The 15,471-nt window shown below is 60.0% G+C and carries 13 protein-coding genes; all 13 read left to right on the top strand.

The genetic code is table 11. The features are described 5' to 3' along the window. The first annotated feature begins 1 nt into the window (after position 1). The 13 genes from prmA to F451_RS0115130 all read left to right on the top strand — a co-directional run bounded on the left by prmA (position 2) and on the right by F451_RS0115130 (position 15,465). Positions 2–895 (top strand): 50S ribosomal protein L11 methyltransferase, encoded by an 894-nt coding sequence (gene prmA / locus F451_RS0115190; RefSeq protein WP_020682244.1) that lies wholly within the window; start codon positions 2–4, stop codon positions 893–895. 4 nt (positions 896–899) lie between these two features. Continuing rightward, entirely contained in the window at positions 900–2,279 is a 1,380-nt protein-coding gene (locus F451_RS26780) for a DUF3426 domain-containing protein (protein ID WP_020682243.1), read from the top strand. 147 nt (positions 2,280–2,426) lie between these two features. Beyond that, complete coding sequence (gene dusB, locus F451_RS0115180; RefSeq protein ID WP_020682242.1) at positions 2,427–3,413, top strand: tRNA dihydrouridine synthase DusB; 987 nt, start codon at positions 2,427–2,429, stop codon at positions 3,411–3,413. A 26-nt stretch (positions 3,414–3,439) separates the two neighbouring features. Beyond that, the gene (gene fis, locus F451_RS0115175; RefSeq protein WP_026291796.1) at positions 3,440–3,727 is read left to right on the top strand and encodes a DNA-binding transcriptional regulator Fis; all 288 of its coding nucleotides are present in this window, start codon (positions 3,440–3,442) and stop codon (positions 3,725–3,727) included. Between the two features lie 42 nt (positions 3,728–3,769). Beyond that, positions 3,770–5,359 carry a bifunctional phosphoribosylaminoimidazolecarboxamide formyltransferase/IMP cyclohydrolase gene (purH, locus tag F451_RS0115170; protein WP_020682240.1) on the top strand — a complete coding sequence of 530 codons (1,590 nt, stop codon included), beginning with the start codon at positions 3,770–3,772 and terminating at the stop codon, positions 5,357–5,359. 18 nt (positions 5,360–5,377) lie between these two features. Further along, positions 5,378–6,667: a phosphoribosylamine--glycine ligase gene (gene purD, locus F451_RS0115165; RefSeq protein WP_020682239.1), complete on the top strand. Its 1,290-nt coding sequence runs from the start codon at positions 5,378–5,380 to the stop codon at positions 6,665–6,667. Between the two features lie 156 nt (positions 6,668–6,823). Continuing rightward, a complete protein-coding gene (gene rhtB, locus F451_RS0115160) occupies positions 6,824–7,438 on the top strand; it encodes a homoserine/homoserine lactone efflux protein (RefSeq protein ID WP_020682238.1) in 615 nt (204 codons plus the stop codon). Positions 7,439–7,540: 102 nt separating this feature from the next. Continuing rightward, complete coding sequence (locus F451_RS0115155; protein ID WP_020682237.1) at positions 7,541–8,629, top strand: tetratricopeptide repeat protein; 1,089 nt, start codon at positions 7,541–7,543, stop codon at positions 8,627–8,629. A gap of 409 nt (positions 8,630–9,038) precedes the next feature. After that, the gene (locus F451_RS0115150) at positions 9,039–10,136 is read left to right on the top strand and encodes a Leu/Phe/Val dehydrogenase (RefSeq protein WP_020682236.1); all 1,098 of its coding nucleotides are present in this window, start codon (positions 9,039–9,041) and stop codon (positions 10,134–10,136) included. Next, positions 10,114–11,202, top strand: coding sequence for a pyruvate dehydrogenase (acetyl-transferring) E1 component subunit alpha (pdhA, locus tag F451_RS0115145; RefSeq protein WP_020682235.1), 1,089 nt, complete (start codon positions 10,114–10,116; stop codon positions 11,200–11,202). The genes F451_RS0115150 and pdhA overlap by 23 nt, the downstream gene beginning before the upstream one ends. 48 nt (positions 11,203–11,250) lie before the next feature. Then, positions 11,251–12,234 (top strand): alpha-ketoacid dehydrogenase subunit beta, encoded by a 984-nt coding sequence (locus F451_RS0115140; protein ID WP_020682234.1) that lies wholly within the window; start codon positions 11,251–11,253, stop codon positions 12,232–12,234. Beyond that, entirely contained in the window at positions 12,231–13,340 is a 1,110-nt protein-coding gene (locus F451_RS0115135) for a dihydrolipoamide acetyltransferase family protein (protein WP_020682233.1), read from the top strand. The genes F451_RS0115140 and F451_RS0115135 overlap by 4 nt, the downstream gene beginning before the upstream one ends. A 202-nt stretch (positions 13,341–13,542) precedes the next feature. Further along, positions 13,543–15,465, top strand: a complete 1,923-nt coding sequence (locus F451_RS0115130) for a PrkA family serine protein kinase (protein ID WP_020682232.1) — start codon at positions 13,543–13,545, stop codon at positions 15,463–15,465. Positions 15,466–15,471 lie beyond the last annotated feature (6 nt).

Genomic DNA, 15,471 nt, shown 5'->3' with positions numbered 1-15,471 from the left:
CATGCCCTGGTTACAAATCAAGCTATCCATCGAACCGGATGTCGCCGAGCAATATGAGGACATCCTGTTAGCCGCCGGCTGCGCCGCTGTCACCTACCAGGACTCGGCCGACGAACCCATTTTCGAACCGGATCTGGGCACCACGCCACTGTGGTCGAACACCACCATTACCGGCCTGTTTGCCACCGAACATGACCTGGATGAAACCACCCGGTTCGTGCGCCAGGCACATGAACAGCTGTTCGCCGGCAAGCCCATGCCTGAACTCAAGGCTGAAATCCTGGAAGACAAGGACTGGGAGCGGGAATGGATGGCCAACTATCACCCCATGCGCTTTGGTCAGCGCCTGTGGGTCTGCCCCAGCTGGCGTGAAGCGCCCGAGCCTGAAGCGGTGAACATGATGCTGGATCCGGGTCTTGCGTTTGGCACCGGCACCCACCCCACCACGGCGCTCTGCCTGGAATGGCTCGACAGCGAACCGCTGCAGGACAAGCAGGTGATCGACTACGGCTGCGGCTCCGGCATCCTGGGCATCGCAGCCCTGCTGCTTGGAGCACGCCACGTGCTGGCAGTCGATATCGATCCGCAGGCATTACAGGCCACCAACAGCAACCTGGAGCGCAACAAGCTCGACCCCGCCCGCCTGACCACCTGCCTGCCACCTCAGGCCCCGGCACTGGAAGCCGACCTGCTGGTCGCCAACATCCTGGCCGGCCCGCTGGTCGAGCTGGCCCCGACCCTCGCCGAACGGGTACGCACCGGCGGGCGCATCGCGCTGTCGGGCCTGCTGGAACGCCAGGCCGGCGATATAGGCGCGGCCTATGGTCAGTGGTTCAAGCTGGATCCGGTCGTCGAGCGGGATGGCTGGATAAGGATCTCCGGCACGAGGCTCTAATGTGATGAATGACGGCATCGTCACCGAATGTCCGGAGTGCGAAACACGCTTCAATGTCAGTGACGGCCAGCTCAAGCTGGCCGATGGCAAGGTTCGATGCGGCGCCTGCCTGCGGGTGTTTGATGCCAGGGCACAGCAGCCTTACTCGCAAGACGGCGTCCAAACGAACAGCAGTGCTCAACAGAGTAAACCTGGGCAGACATACTCCCTGCATGTGCGCCATGCCGACACTCCGCAGACCGATGCGCCTTCCAGAACCGCAGCTTCCCAGGCCCTAGCCCCTGACGCAGCTGCACAATCGTTCGATCCGGATGCCCCGCTTGAAGTAAGCAGCCTGCCGCACGCGGCAGGCCAAGGCTCAGCGCCGGCACAAGGGCTCGATACCGCCCTCGATAGATCGGTGGGACCGCCTTCGGTGGGGACGCCATCGCTGGAGCCGCCCCCGGCCCGACCGAGCGCGGCCGGACCAATCCCGATAGCCGGCTTGCTGCGCGATCCTTCAGAGCAGCACGAGCAGGAGCCTGTACAACCCGCTGTACAGCAGCCTGCTCGCCCACAGGCTGAACCACTCGCCGCGATGCCATCCAGCGAAGCCACCAGCCACGAACAGGCCGGTACGCACACCGAGGGTGACGCCGAAACGGCCACACCGGCCCGCAATCGCGATACAGCAGCGCAGGATACAACCGCCACACAATCGGCCCTGCCCATGGCTGATGCAACGCAGACAGCGCAGCCAGAAACCGCGACCGAGACAGAGACGACGCCCCCAGAAGTACCACAAACAGCGGTACCACAAACAGCGGCACCACTCGCAGAGACACCAAAGCCCCAGGGACTGGCCGCCCTGCAGGATTTGCACGCCGAGCCACTGGAGCTCACGCACCCGCCTGCCCCCGCACCGGCCGGCGCCATCCTGGGATGGAGCCTCGGCTGCCTGGCCGCCTGCGTGCTGCTGGCAGCACAACTGGCCTGGTACAACCGCATCGAGTGGTCCCGAGCACCGGCACTGGCCGAATACTACGACATTCTCTGTAACCAGGTGGAGTGCGCCATCCCCCCCCGTCAGGCCATTGAACTTATCCGCAACCGCCAGCTGGTGGTGCGTGCGCATCCCCGCTTCCAGGACGCGCTGAGTATCGACCTGCTGCTGGAAAACACGGCGGACTTTACCCAGCCCTTCCCCGCCATCGAGCTCAGCTTTTCCGACATTCGCGGCCGCACCGTTGCCCGCCGCGTGCTGCAACCACAGGACTATCTCGACGACGCCCTCAATCCGCTGAAGATGGAGCATTCACAGCCCTTCCAGGTCAATCTGGCCATTTTGGACCCGGGTCGACGCGCCGTCAGCTACGAGGTCCAGCTAGCACCAGCCCGGCTTTAGCGCAAGCGCGTTTTTGTTCATTTTTTCATCACATACGGGTTGGACGCGTTCGCCTGAAGCGGTATCATTGCCCACCTTCCTTGAGTGAACCAGGTTCGAAACCCTTTTGGGTTTCGCGGTGTTTTTTTCTCTGAAATAAGGTCTTCCATGTTTCAAATCGGCCCCTACACCATTGACAGTCAGGTCATTCTGGCACCAATGGCAGGTGTTACCGACAGGCCCTTTCGTCAGCTCTGTCGACGACTCGGTGCCGGCATGGTTGTATCCGAAATGGTGACCTCCGATACAAGGCTATGGAATAGCCGAAAATCCCTTAATCGTCTGAACCATGCCGGTGAGCCTGAACCCCGTTCAGTGCAGATTGCCGGTGGCGACCCTGAGATGATGGCCCAGGCAGCGCGCATGAACGTGGAGCGCGGTGCCCAGATCATCGATATCAACATGGGCTGTCCGGCGAAAAAGGTCTGCAACAAGGCGGCAGGTTCAGCGCTCCTGCAGGACGAACCGCTGGTACGCAGCATCCTGCATGCTGTGGTCGAAGCAGTCGACGTACCCGTCACACTGAAAATCCGCACCGGCTGGAACACCTCCAACCGCAACGGGCTTAATGTGGCGAAGATCGCGGAAGATGCGGGTATCAGTGCCCTGGCCGTGCATGGCAGAACACGCGCCTGCAATTACAGGGGCGAGGTCGAATACGACACCATCAGAGACATAAAACAGGCGGTATCACTGCCGGTATTCGCCAACGGCGACATCCGCACCCCCGAACAGGCCCGCGCGGTGCTGGACTACACCGGCGCCGACGCGGTCATGATTGGACGCGCCGCACAGGGCAGGCCCTGGGTGCTGCGCGAGATAGATCATTATCTGCGTTTCGGGCATACGCTTAAGGCTCCGAGCCTGGCTGAAATCAAGGGAATTCTGCTCGAGCATGTGCAGGGACTACACCAGTTTTACGGTGACTACATGGGCGTGCGCATTGCACGCAAGCATGTAGGCTGGTACCTGCAGGCCGAACAGGGTGGCAATTGCTTTAGACAAGCATTCAATCAGTTGGAAACAGCAGACGACCAGTTCGCCGCTATTGACGACTTTTTTGCCCAATGGGCACAAAGCGGCACAGCGGCCTGATCACAGGCAATGGACAGACACCCAAAGTGGATATTAAAGAACTTAAACAGCCGACACTTGCCACGCAACAGCCACAGGACACGCGCAATCAAACGCTGCGTGACAATGTGCACCAGTCTCTGACGCACTACTTCAAGCAGCTGGACGGCCAACCCGTCACCGACGTCTACCAGATGGTTCTGGCAGAAGTCGAGGCGCCGCTGTTTGAAACCGTCATGGCCTATACCAAGGACAACCAGACCAAGGCTTCCCAGCTGCTCGGTCTGAACCGCGGTACCCTGCGCAAGAAGCTGAAGCAGTACGGACTGCTGTAATAGATCCAATTCGTTAACCGGAAACCGGAAACCCGAACTACCATGGCAGAGCAACACAGCACCCAGGTTCGCCGCGCATTGATCAGCGTATCGGACAAGACAGGCATCGTCGAGTTTGCACGGGCCCTCGCAGCCGAAGGCGTCGAAATTCTCTCTACCGGCGGCACTTTCAAGCTGCTGCGCGAGCAGAACATCAACGCCGTTGAAGTATCCGACCACACCGGCTTTCCCGAAATGATGGACGGGCGCGTCAAAACCCTGCATCCGAAGATCCATGGTGGCATTCTGGGCCGTCGCGGCATCGATGATGCCATCATGCAGGATCATGGCATCGCCCCGATCGATATGGTGGTGGTAAACCTGTACCCCTTCGCCCAGGCCATCGCTCGCCCGGATTGCGATCTGCCCATGGCAATCGAGAATATCGACATTGGTGGCCCCACCATGGTGCGATCCGCTGCCAAAAATCATAAAGATGTTGCCATCGTCGTCAATTCTAGCGACTACGACGCCATTCTGGCCGAACTGAAGGACGCTGGCGGCCTGACTCACAAGACCCGCTTCGACCTGGCCGTAAAGGCCTTTGAGCACACCGCCGCCTACGATGGCATGATTGCCAATTACCTGGGCGCCATCGTCGATGGCAGCGAAGAGGCGCCGGCCGAATTCCCGCGCACCTTCAACACCCAGTTCATCAAGGCTCAGGACATGCGCTACGGCGAGAACCCGCACCAGAAAGCGGCCTTCTACGTTGAGGCCAATCCGGCGGACATCGGCATCGCCACCGCGCGCCAGTTGCAGGGCAAGGAACTGTCCTACAACAACGTTGCCGATACCGATGCCGCGCTTGAGTGCGTCAAGAGCTTCGTCAAGCCGGCCTGCGTCATCGTCAAGCACGCCAACCCGTGCGGTGTCGGTGTAAGCCCGGAAGGCGGCATTCGCCAGGCCTACGAGCTGGCCTATGCCACCGACACCGAATCGGCCTTTGGCGGCATCATCGCCTTCAACCGTGAACTGGATGCCGACACGGCGCAGGCCATCGTTGATCGCCAGTTCGTCGAAGTCATCATTGCCCCCAGCATCAGCCAGGAAGCCCGTGCCGTGGTTGCCGCCAAGGCAAACGTACGACTGCTCGAGTGCGGCCAGTGGTCTGCCGAGCGCATTAACGACCTGGACTACAAGCGCGTCAACGGCGGCCTGCTGGTCCAGAGCCGCGATACCGGCATGATCGGTGCGGACGATCTCAAGATCGTCACCCAGCGCGCGCCCACCGAAGCCGAAGTGCACGATCTGATCTTCGCCTGGAAAGTGGCCAAGTTCGTTAAATCCAACGCCATCGTCTACGCCAAGAACCGCCAGACCATCGGTGTGGGCGCCGGCCAGATGAGCCGCGTCAACTCGGCTCGCATTGCCGGCATCAAGGCTGAACACGCAGGGCTGCAGGTTGAGGGCGCCGTGATGGCATCCGATGCCTTCTTCCCGTTCCGCGACGGTATCGACAACGCGGCCAAGGCCGGCATCACTGCAGTGATCCAGCCCGGCGGTTCAATGCGCGACGACGAAGTGATCAAGGCCGCCGACGAGGCGGGTATCGCCATGGTCTTCACCGGTATGCGTCACTTCCGCCACTAAGGCGTGCAGGGAGATTCCATGAAAGTATTGATCATCGGCTCCGGCGGGCGTGAACACGCCCTTGCCTGGAGTACAGCACGCGACGCCGGTGTCGAGAAAGTCTTCGTGGCACCCGGCAATGCCGCCACGGCCCTGGAAGCCAAGATCGAGAACGTCGCTATCGACGTGCTCGACCTGGACGGCCTGGTGGCCTTTGCGCACAAAGCCGCCATCGACCTGACCATTGTCGGCCCTGAAGCGCCGCTGGTGGCCGGTGTCGTGGACCGCTTTCGCGCCGAAGGCCTCGCCATCTTTGGTCCCAGCGCTGCCGCCGCGCAGCTTGAAGGTTCCAAGGCCTTCACCAAGGACTTCCTGGCCCGGCATCAGATCCCGACGGGGGAATACCAGAATTTCACCGACATAGAGCCGGCCCTGGCCTATGTGCGTGAAAAAGGTGCCCCCATCGTCATCAAGGCCGATGGCCTGGCCGCCGGCAAGGGCGTGATCGTTGCCATGACCCTCGAAGAAGCCGAAGACGCCATCCGCGACATGCTGGCCGGCAACGCCTTTGGCGAAGCCGGCAGCCGCGTGGTGATCGAGGAATTCCTTGATGGCGAAGAAGCCTCCTTCATCGTCATGGTGGACGGCGAGCATGTTCTGGCCATGGCCACCAGCCAGGACCACAAGCGCGTGGGCAATGGCGATACCGGTCCCAACACCGGTGGCATGGGTGCCTACTCACCGGCGCCGGTGGTGACACCCGAAATCCACCAGCGTGCCATGGACGAAGTCATCATGCCGACGGTGCGTGGCATGGCGGCTGAAGGCAACGAGTACACCGGTTTCCTGTATGCCGGCCTCATGATCATGGCCGATGGCACGCCCAAGGTCATCGAGTACAACTGCCGCTTTGGCGACCCGGAGACCCAGCCCATCATGCTGCGCCTCAAGTCCAGCCTGGCGGATCTGTGCATGGCGGCCATAGAGCGTCGTCTGGATCAGGTCAGCATCGAGTGGGATCCCCGCCCCGCCGTGGGTGTTGTCATGGCCGCAGAGGGGTATCCCGGCGACTACCGCAAGGGCGATGTCATCAGCGAGCCTGCGCAGACACCGGAAGGTTGCAAGGTGTTCCATGCCGGCACCGCCCTGCGTGATGGTCAGGTGGTCACGGCCGGCGGCCGGGTTCTATGCGTTACGGCACTCGGCGATACCGTCACCGATGCCCAGCAGCGGGCCTATGCGCTGCTGCAGCAGGTCAGCTGGGAAGGCGCGTATTACCGCACCGATATCGCTTACCGTGCCATCGCACGCGAACAGGCCGAAAGTTAAGGCATTCGTCCGTTTGAGCCGCAGTAATGAATACCAAGACTGCGCAAAACAGCTGCCTTCGGGCGGCTGTTTTTGTTTTATGATAGGCAGATTCCACACAGCCGCGCATCGCCCCCGGCTCAGGCCGGACACGCGTTCATCCGACAAGGTACTAGCATGACTTATACGATCTGGCTCACGCTACTGGCCGCCGCCACCCTGATCAGCCTGTCACCGGGTGCCGGTGCCGTGACAGCCATGAGTTACGGCCTGAGCCAGGGCGTGGGCCGTGCCCAACCGGCGATCCTCGGCCTGATCTGCGGCTATGGCATCCAGATGATCATCGTGGGCGTCGGGCTTGGCAGCCTGATCGCAGCGTCTGTTACCCTGTTCAGCGCCATCAAGTGGCTGGGGGTTACCTACCTGGTGTGGCTCGGTATCCAGAAATGGCGTGACCGGGGAGAACTGGAACTGGATCAGGGGCGTCCGTCAGGCTGGCACCGCGCCTTTGGCCAGAGCCTGCTGATCAATATCACCAACCCTAAGGGGCTGGTGTTCCTGATCGCACTGATTCCTCAGTTTCTCGACCCCGCGCAGCCGCAAGCACCGCAGCTACTGATTATCGGTACCACGCTGGTGGCCGTCGACTGGTGCGTCATGACCGGCTATAGTCTGCTGGCATCAAGGCTGCGCCACCTGATGCAGAACCCTCGAGCACGCAGAACGCAGAACCGGGTTACTGGCAGTGCGCTGATAGGTGCGGGTCTGGTTCTGTCTGGTGCACAGCACTGAATACTGGCTATTGACCGCTAACCGACTGTCACCGTTTCGCTCCGCGGCTTGTCGAAGCACAGCCGCGGCCGATACAGGGCCCCGCAGGGAATGGATAACACTATGCATATGGAACGACGCACGGTAGCAGCCCTGCTGCTCAGCACCCTGCTGACAGCCATGCTGGCTGGCTGCAGCACCCGCCAGGAAAGTATCGCAAGGCCCGACTCTCCCTATTGCCTGCGCGGCGGCAGTGTCGAGTCCTTCAGCTGCGATGCACAGGAACCGGCAGACACCGCCCCGACACATCAAGCGCTCCGCCAGGACGCCGAGCCGGAAAACGGCAATGTGACAGATGATGCGCTCTACGCCGAACTGGCCAGGATAAAAAGCTGGCTCAGCAGTGAAAAAGTCGAGCATGCAGACAGCACGGATAGCCGCGACGAGTCCGATATCGTGCTTCCGCCCCCCGCTGCACCGCAGCAGGAACGCATGCCCGAGCCTCCCCCGCCACTGCCGACGCTGCTGGCCGATGCGCCCTACCGTCAGACACTGTATGAAGCACAGTTGCTGTACCGCGAGGGATTTCCTCAGCATGCCCAGTCGGAGCTTATGCAGCTGATCGCGCTCTATCCCGATCGTCCCGAAGCCTACAACAACCTTGGCGTCATGCTGGCGGAATCAGGCCAGTACAGTGAGGCCATCAACCAGCTCCAGAAGGCCCTGGCAACGCACCCCCATTACGCCCGGATTCACGCCAACCTGCGCAGCCTTTACGCCGAGCTGGCAGGCAACACTTACAGCAATGCCCTGGGTGTGCGCCGAAAACGTCCGGCACCACAGCTCGAAACCCTGGACAGTAGCCTCGATGCCGCCGATGCCCGCGCAATTACGGCTCAGATCGCAGATGCCCTCGAAGCCTGGGCACGAAGCCAGGCGCTGGAAACCCAACAACGCGCCGCGCTCTACATTCCAGGCTTTCGCCCCAGCAACAAGACCAACCATGCACAGTGGCTGCAATCACTGGCGCAGCCGGCCGCCGCCCTGCAACTGCAGGCCTATGAACTGGCAATCATGACGTCGGACTGGGTCGAAGTAACCTTGCAGGCAGGCCCGGTTCCCCCCGAGGAAGGTGACTCCGTACAGCGCGTGCTAAGCCTTATCCGTATCGACTCGGACTGGCTCATCAGCGCTGAGCAACCGTTCCATTAGCTGCCTGTCGACTGCTCAACACGGATCGACTCGATAACGGCTCCAAGCGCTGTGCTACTTCCTGCATAGCTGCGCTATCTCCTGCATCCCGGCAGTCGTGGACCAAGGCCCGACAGGCTTCACCCCATCCTGAAATAAATACAGTGATCCCCCCGTGCATGGGCCTGCCCAGCTCAGGCAGAAGTCACGCCCGCCATGAAAGGCGCGTTTTATTTTGCGCTCGGCCAAATACCGCCGCAGCCCCCGCCAGCGCTATCAACCACCTGTTTCGCACCTGCAAAATCAAACACTTATTTTCAATTTAGCGCCTGAACTTTAGTAAAACCTGTGCTATCCAAAAGGTAGCAGCCCGCGCATAAAATCCGCTCAGAGCACCCCCGCGCCCTGGCTGTGCACGGAGGATCTGGTCATGTTTGAACAGATGGAAAGCACCGGTCTGCAAGACCTTCACTTTGCCGCGGACCCTGATACCGGGTTGCGTGCCATTATCGCCATCCACTCCACCGTTCGCGGACCCGCTATCGGTGGCTGCCGCTTCATACCCTATGCCGGCGATGCACAGGCCATCACCGATGCCATTCGCCTCGCCCGGGGCATGAGCTATAAAGCGGCCCTGGCGGGTCTCCCCCACGGGGGGGGCAAGGCCGTCATCATGCAGCCCCCGGGCGACTATGATCGCGGCGCCCTGATGGCTGCATTTGGGCAGTTTATCAATAACCTCGGCGGGCGCTACATCACCGCCATGGACAGCGGCACTCTGGTTGAGGACATGGATGCCATTGCCACCCGCACCCAATGGGTCAGCTGCACCAGCCGCACCGGTAACCCTTCGCCCTCCACCGCACTGGGCGTCTTTGAAGGGATTGGCTGTGCCGTGCGCCACAAGCTCGAACATCACTCACTGTGCGGCATCAAGGTCGCGCTGCAGGGTCTTGGTCATGTCGGCTTTGAGGTAGCCAGGCTGCTGCATGAAGCTGGCGCCCAACTGATCGTGTGCGATCTGAATAACCGGCGTTGCATCGCGGCAAGGCAGGCCTTCGGTGCCCAATGTGTCGATGTCAACGACATTTACCAGGTGCAGGCGGATGTTTTCAGCCCCTGCGGGCTGGGCGCCATCCTCAATGACGACAGCATCCCGCAGTTACGCTGTAGCATCGTCGCGGGTTCTGCCAACAATCAATTGGCCGAAGAGCGCCATGGCGAAATGCTGCACCAGCGCGGCATTCTTTATGCGCCCGATTACCTTATCAATGCCGGCGGCCTGATTTTTGTGGCCCTCAACCATGCCAGGGCATCCGCCGAGGCAATCACCGCAAAGATACATAGTATCGGCGCTGAGCTCGAAGGCCTGTTCAGGCAGGCAGACGCCCTGAACACGCCCACCAGCGTACTGGCCAACCGGCGGGCAGAGGCCATTATCGAGGCCGCCAGACACAGCTCTGAAGGCGACGAGAAGCCCGCAGAATCGACAGAGGAAAGCAGCAATGACCATCGCGTATCAGGGTGAAATTCTGTTCTCTCGTTACCTGGATGCCACAGGCAAAGCCGTTGACACCGTACCAGAGTGGGCCGAACAGCCTGATACGCTGGTTGAGTACTACCGCCAAATGACACTGGCCCGTTTGTTCGACAGCAAGGCCATTGCCCTGCAACGTACCGGCCAGCTGGGTACCTACCCGTCCATGCTGGGGGGCGAAGCCATCGATATTCCAACCGCCGCCCTGATGCAGGCCGAAGATGTGCTGATTCCCTACTACCGCAACCATGCCATGCAGGTTATGCGCGGTATCGAATGGCGCGACGTGCTTCTTTACTGGGGCGGAGATGAACGCGGCAGCGCCAACCCTGCGCAAGGGCAGGATTTGCCCAACTGCGTACCGATTGCAACCCAGTGCCTGCATGCCTGCGGCGTCGCAGCGGCCTTTCGAATACGGGACGAAAAACGGGTGGCTGTGACACTGTGCGGCGATGGCGCCACCTCCAAGGGTGATTTTCTGGAAGCGCTCAATGTCGCCGGCACCTGGCAACTGCCACTGGTATTCATCATCAACAACAACCAGTGGGCCATCTCGGTTCCCCGCGCCATGCAATGCGGTGCCCCGACCCTGGCCCAGAAAGCCCTAGGGGCCGGCTTACGCGGCGAGCAGGTGGATGGCAACGATGTGATCGCGGTACACCAGGCCGTATCGCGCGCGCTGGAACGGGCCCGGGCCGGTAAAGGCCCAAGTGTGATCGAGGCCATCAGCTATCGGCTGTCGGACCACACCACCGCTGATGACGCCACCCGCTACCGCAGCAACGAAGAGCTGAAGGCCGCCTGGGAAAGGGAACCGATCAAGCGCCTGCGCAACTATCTGCACGATCGCGGCTGGTGGGATGAAAACCGCGAAACCCAGTGGCAGCAGACGGCCAATGCACGCGTTCAACAGGCAGTGCAGGATTACCTGGCCACCGCGCCGGACAGTGCCGGCGCACAGTTCGATCATCTGTATGCCACGCTGCCCGTTCAACTGTCCGAACAGCGCGAACGGGCCATCCGCCAGGCTGAGCCGGGAGGACGCCACCATGAGTAGTTCTGGCCAACCAGCCCCGAAGGAGCGATTTGCCGGGAGGAAATACCGATGAGTGAAAGCATGACAATGGTCGATGCGGTGAATCTGGCCCTGGCCCATGAGCTGGAACAGGATACCGATGTAGTACTGCTCGGCGAGGACATCGGCGTAAACGGGGGCGTTTTTCGCGCCACTGCCGGTCTGCTTGAGCGTTTCGGACCGCACCGCATCATGGATACACCGCTGGCGGAAAACCTCATAGCGGGGCTGGCCATTGGTATGGCGAGCCAGGGGCTGAAGCCCGTGGCGGAAATTCAGTTCATGGGGTTCATTTTCCCCACCATGGAACAGCTTATCGCCCATGGCGCGCGCATGCGAAACCGCACACGCGGGCGACTCAGCTGTCCACTGGTCATTCGAGCCCCTTTTGGCGGCGGCATCCATGCCCCCGAGCATCATTCAGAAAGCACCGAAGCCCTGTTAGCCCACATACCCGGCCTGCGGGTAGTGATTCCGTCTTCCCCCGCACGCGCCTATGGCCTCTTGCTGGCGGCCATTCGCTGCCCTGACCCGGTCATCTTTCTGGAACCCAAACGGATCTATCGCGCCGTCAAGCAACCGGTGAGCGACAACGGCATCGCCCTGCCGCTGGACACCTGCTTTACGCTGCGCGAAGGCAACGACATTACCCTGATCAGCTGGGGTGCCATGATCAAGGAAACCCTGGAAGCCGCCGACCAGCTCGCGCAGGACGGTATCAGCTGCGAAGTTATCGATGTCGCCACCCTGAATCTGCTCGATCACGCTACGCTGCTGGCTTCGGTCAGCAAAACCGGTCGGTGCGTAATAGTGCACGAGGCGCCCCACCATGGTGGCATGGGCGCAGAAATCTCCGCGACCCTTGCCGAGCGCGGCCTCCTCGACCTCAAGGCACCCGTGGCTCGCGTGACCGGATTCGACACCATAATGCCCTACTACAGGCTCGAAAATCAGTACCTGCCCAACAGCGCAGACATTGTCGAGGCGGCCAGACAAACTTTGGAGTTCGTATGAAATATTTCAAGCTGCCAGATCTTGGCGAAGGCCTGCCAGAAGCTGAAATAGTGCAGTGGCATATAAAGGAAGGTGACAGCGTCAGTGTCGATCAGGTCCTGGTATCGGTTGAAACGGCCAAAGCCATTGTCGAGGTTCCGTCGCCCCAAGATGGCGTGATAGCGCACCTGTTTGGTGCGCCAGGGGACACCATTCACACGGGCGAACCCCTGATTGAATTCGAAAGCAGCGACAGTGATGACAGCACAACCGTGGTCGGACAGATACAGACCGCCCAAGGTGACAGTAGCCATGACGACTTTATTATCGGTGCTTCCCCCAGCACACTGGCGCACCAGGCTGCGCGGGCAACGCCCGCGGTACGCAACCTGGCCCAGCGCCTGGGCGTCGATCTTGAAAGTATCAGCGGCACAGGGCGTCATGGACAGGTCAGCACTCAGGATGTGGAGCAGGCTGCCAGCCAGAATCGCAGCCTCGGCGCTCCGGAGCCGCTGCGCGGTGTACGCAAGCAAATGGCGCGTACCATGGCCCTGGCCCACGCTCAGGTCGTTCCCGTCAGCCTATTTGATGACGTCGATATTGAGCACTGGCCCGCGGGAACCGATATCAGCATGCGGCTGGTTCAGGCCATTGCCGCCGCCTGCGCCCTCGAGCCCGCACTCAATGCCTGGTTTGACGGCCAGCACCTGAACCGGCGCCTGCAAAAAGCCGTACACCTGGGTGTAGCGGTCGATACGGAGCACGGGCTTTTTGTGCCGGTCCTGCGCGATATCGGCAATCGCAGCAGCGACGACCTTCGCGAAGGCCTGAACCGGCTGCGCGGCGACGTGAAGGCACGCACCATCCCTCCCGCCGAGCTACAGGGGGCCAGTATCACGCTCAGTAACTTTGGCACTTTGTGCGGTCGCTATGCCACACCTGTCGTCGTGCCACCCCAGGTCGCCATTATCGGCGCCGGTGCGATACGACGTGAACCGGTTATGGTCGGTGACAGCATTCAGGGCCACCGAATATTGCCGCTGTCGATAACATTTGACCACCGGGCCGCGACTGGTGGTGAAGCGGCCCGATTCCTGCAGGGAATGATGGAGGCGCTTCGCCTTTAAAAGGTTTTGCTCAGGGCCTGAACTTGCTCCCTTTGGCGCTATCAAAGGGGTGACGGAAATGCTTCTGGCAAAATTGGTGCGAACATCCACCGGCACACCAAAGGTGGGCTACACTTGAATCAACAGCGGGCTAAAAGGACAGGTCTAAGAGACTAAAAACTTTACCAATCAAGTGGTAATGAGACAGAGAAGGTAGCCGATTATGAGTATTTTTGAGCACTTCAAAGCGCGTTATTCTTCGACGCAGCAGGAAGAAATGAGCCTGCAGGAGTACCTTGCTCTGTGCAAGGAAGATCCAATGGCCTACGCCAGTGCGGCCGAACGCATGCTCCAGGCCATCGGCAGCCCAGAATCAGTAGATACCTCCCGAGACTCGCGTTTAAGCCGCATCTTTTCCAACAAGGTTATAAAGCGCTATCCAGCCTTCAGCGAATTTTATGGCATGGAAGAAGCGATCGAAAATATCGTCTCTTACTTCAAGCACGCTGCCCAGGGACTGGAAGAGCGCAAACAGATTCTCTACCTGCTCGGCCCTGTTGGCGGCGGCAAGTCGTCCCTGGCCGAAAAACTCAAGCACCTGATGGAGCACGTTCACTTTTACGCCATCAAGGGTTCACCGGTATTTGAATCACCGCTGGGGCTCTTTAACCCCGAAGAGGATGGCGAAATCCTGGAGCAGGAGTTCGGCATACCGCGACGCTACATCAAGGGCATCATGTCTCCCTGGGCCGTCAAGCGACTGAAGGAGTTCGGTGGCGATATCAGCCAGTTCCGGGTCGTCAAACTCTACCCCTCGATCCTGAACCAGATCGCCCTGGCCAAAACCGAGCCAGGCGATGAAAACAACCAGGATATTTCCAGCCTGGTCGGCAAGGTTGATATCCGCAAGCTGGAAGAATTTCCGCAGCACGACCCGGATGCCTACAGTTTCTCTGGCGCGCTATGCCGCGCCAACCAGGGCATGATGGAGTTCGTCGAGATGTTCAAGGCACCAATCAAGGTGCTGCACCCGCTGCTCACGGCCACCCAGGAAAGCAACTACAACAGCACCGAAGGGATGGGTGCCATACCCTATGACGGCATAGTCATGGCCCACTCCAACGAATCGGAATGGCAGTCATTCAAGAACAACAAGACCAACGAAGCCTTCATTGACCGTGTTTACATCGTCAAGGTGCCCTACTGCACCCGGGTTTCCGAGGAGGTCCGCATTTACGAGAAACTGCTGGAAAACAGCTCGCTCAGCGAAGCGCCCTGCGCGCCCGATACCTTGAACATGCTGGCGCAGTTCACCACGCTGTCCCGCATCAAGGATCCGGAAAACTCCAGCGTCTACTCGAAAATGCGCATTTATGACGGCGAGAACCTGAAAGACACCGATCCCAAGGCCAAGTCGCTGCAGGAGTACAAGGATGCCGCCGGTGTCGATGAAGGCATGACCGGGCTTTCAACCCGTTTTGCTTTCAAGATTCTGTCCAAGGTATTCAACTTCGATCCGACCGAGGTTGCCGCCAACCCGGTGCACCTGCTTTACGTGCTGGAAAAGGAAATCGAACAGCAGCAGTTCCCGACTGAAACCCAGGAGCGCTACATTGGTTTTCTGAAAGAGTTTGTTGCACCCAAGTACATCGAATTCCTCGGCAAGGAAGTTCAGACGGCTTACCTCGAATCCTATTCGGAATACGGCCAGAATATTTTTGATCGCTACTGCACCTACGCCGATTTCTGGATTCAGGACCAGGAATACCGCGACCCCGAAACCGGCGACATTCTGGACCGCCAGGCCATCAATGAGGAACTGGAGAAAATCGAGAAACCGGCGGGCATCAGCAATCCAAAGGACTTCCGCCACGAAGTGGTCAACTTTGTGCTGCGCGCCCGGGCCAACAACAACGGCAATAATCCGACCTGGATGAGTTACGAGAAAATGCGCACCGTGATCGAGAAGAAGATGTTCTCCAATACCGAGGATCTTCTGCCGGTCATCTCTTTCAATGCCAAGGCCTCGTCGGACGATCAGCGCAAGCATGGCGAGTTTGTCAAACGCATGATCGATCGTGGATACACCGAGAAACAGGTACGCCTGCTGAGTGAATGGTACATTCGCGTACGTAAGTCCCAGTAAACGGCA

Origin of the sequence: Marinobacterium rhizophilum DSM 18822 (genome assembly GCF_000378045.1) — a bacterium.
GTDB lineage: Bacteria > Pseudomonadota > Gammaproteobacteria > Pseudomonadales > Balneatricaceae > Marinobacterium_A > Marinobacterium_A rhizophilum.
Note: the sequence above shows the minus strand (reverse complement) of the source record. Positions and strands in the feature narration are given on the sequence as shown.

Excerpts from the sequence above, each read along its gene's own strand:
- prmA (WP_020682244.1), top strand. The coding sequence starts at position 2 with ATGCCCTGGTTACAAATCAAGCTATCCATCGAACCGGATGTCGCCGAG.
- F451_RS0115130 (WP_020682232.1), top strand. The coding sequence starts at position 13,543 with ATGAGTATTTTTGAGCACTTCAAAGCGCGTTATTCTTCGACGCAGCAG.
- F451_RS0115140 (WP_020682234.1), top strand. The coding sequence starts at position 11,251 with ATGAGTGAAAGCATGACAATGGTCGATGCGGTGAATCTGGCCCTGGCC.
- F451_RS0115155 (WP_020682237.1), top strand. The coding sequence starts at position 7,541 with ATGCATATGGAACGACGCACGGTAGCAGCCCTGCTGCTCAGCACCCTG.
- purH (WP_020682240.1), top strand. The coding sequence starts at position 3,770 with ATGGCAGAGCAACACAGCACCCAGGTTCGCCGCGCATTGATCAGCGTA.
- F451_RS26780 (WP_020682243.1), top strand. The coding sequence starts at position 900 with ATGAATGACGGCATCGTCACCGAATGTCCGGAGTGCGAAACACGCTTC.
- purD (WP_020682239.1), top strand. The coding sequence starts at position 5,378 with ATGAAAGTATTGATCATCGGCTCCGGCGGGCGTGAACACGCCCTTGCC.
- dusB (WP_020682242.1), top strand. The coding sequence starts at position 2,427 with ATGTTTCAAATCGGCCCCTACACCATTGACAGTCAGGTCATTCTGGCA.
- F451_RS0115135 (WP_020682233.1), top strand. The coding sequence starts at position 12,231 with ATGAAATATTTCAAGCTGCCAGATCTTGGCGAAGGCCTGCCAGAAGCT.
- pdhA (WP_020682235.1), top strand. The coding sequence starts at position 10,114 with ATGACCATCGCGTATCAGGGTGAAATTCTGTTCTCTCGTTACCTGGAT.
- F451_RS0115150 (WP_020682236.1), top strand. The coding sequence starts at position 9,039 with ATGTTTGAACAGATGGAAAGCACCGGTCTGCAAGACCTTCACTTTGCC.
- rhtB (WP_020682238.1), top strand. The coding sequence starts at position 6,824 with ATGACTTATACGATCTGGCTCACGCTACTGGCCGCCGCCACCCTGATC.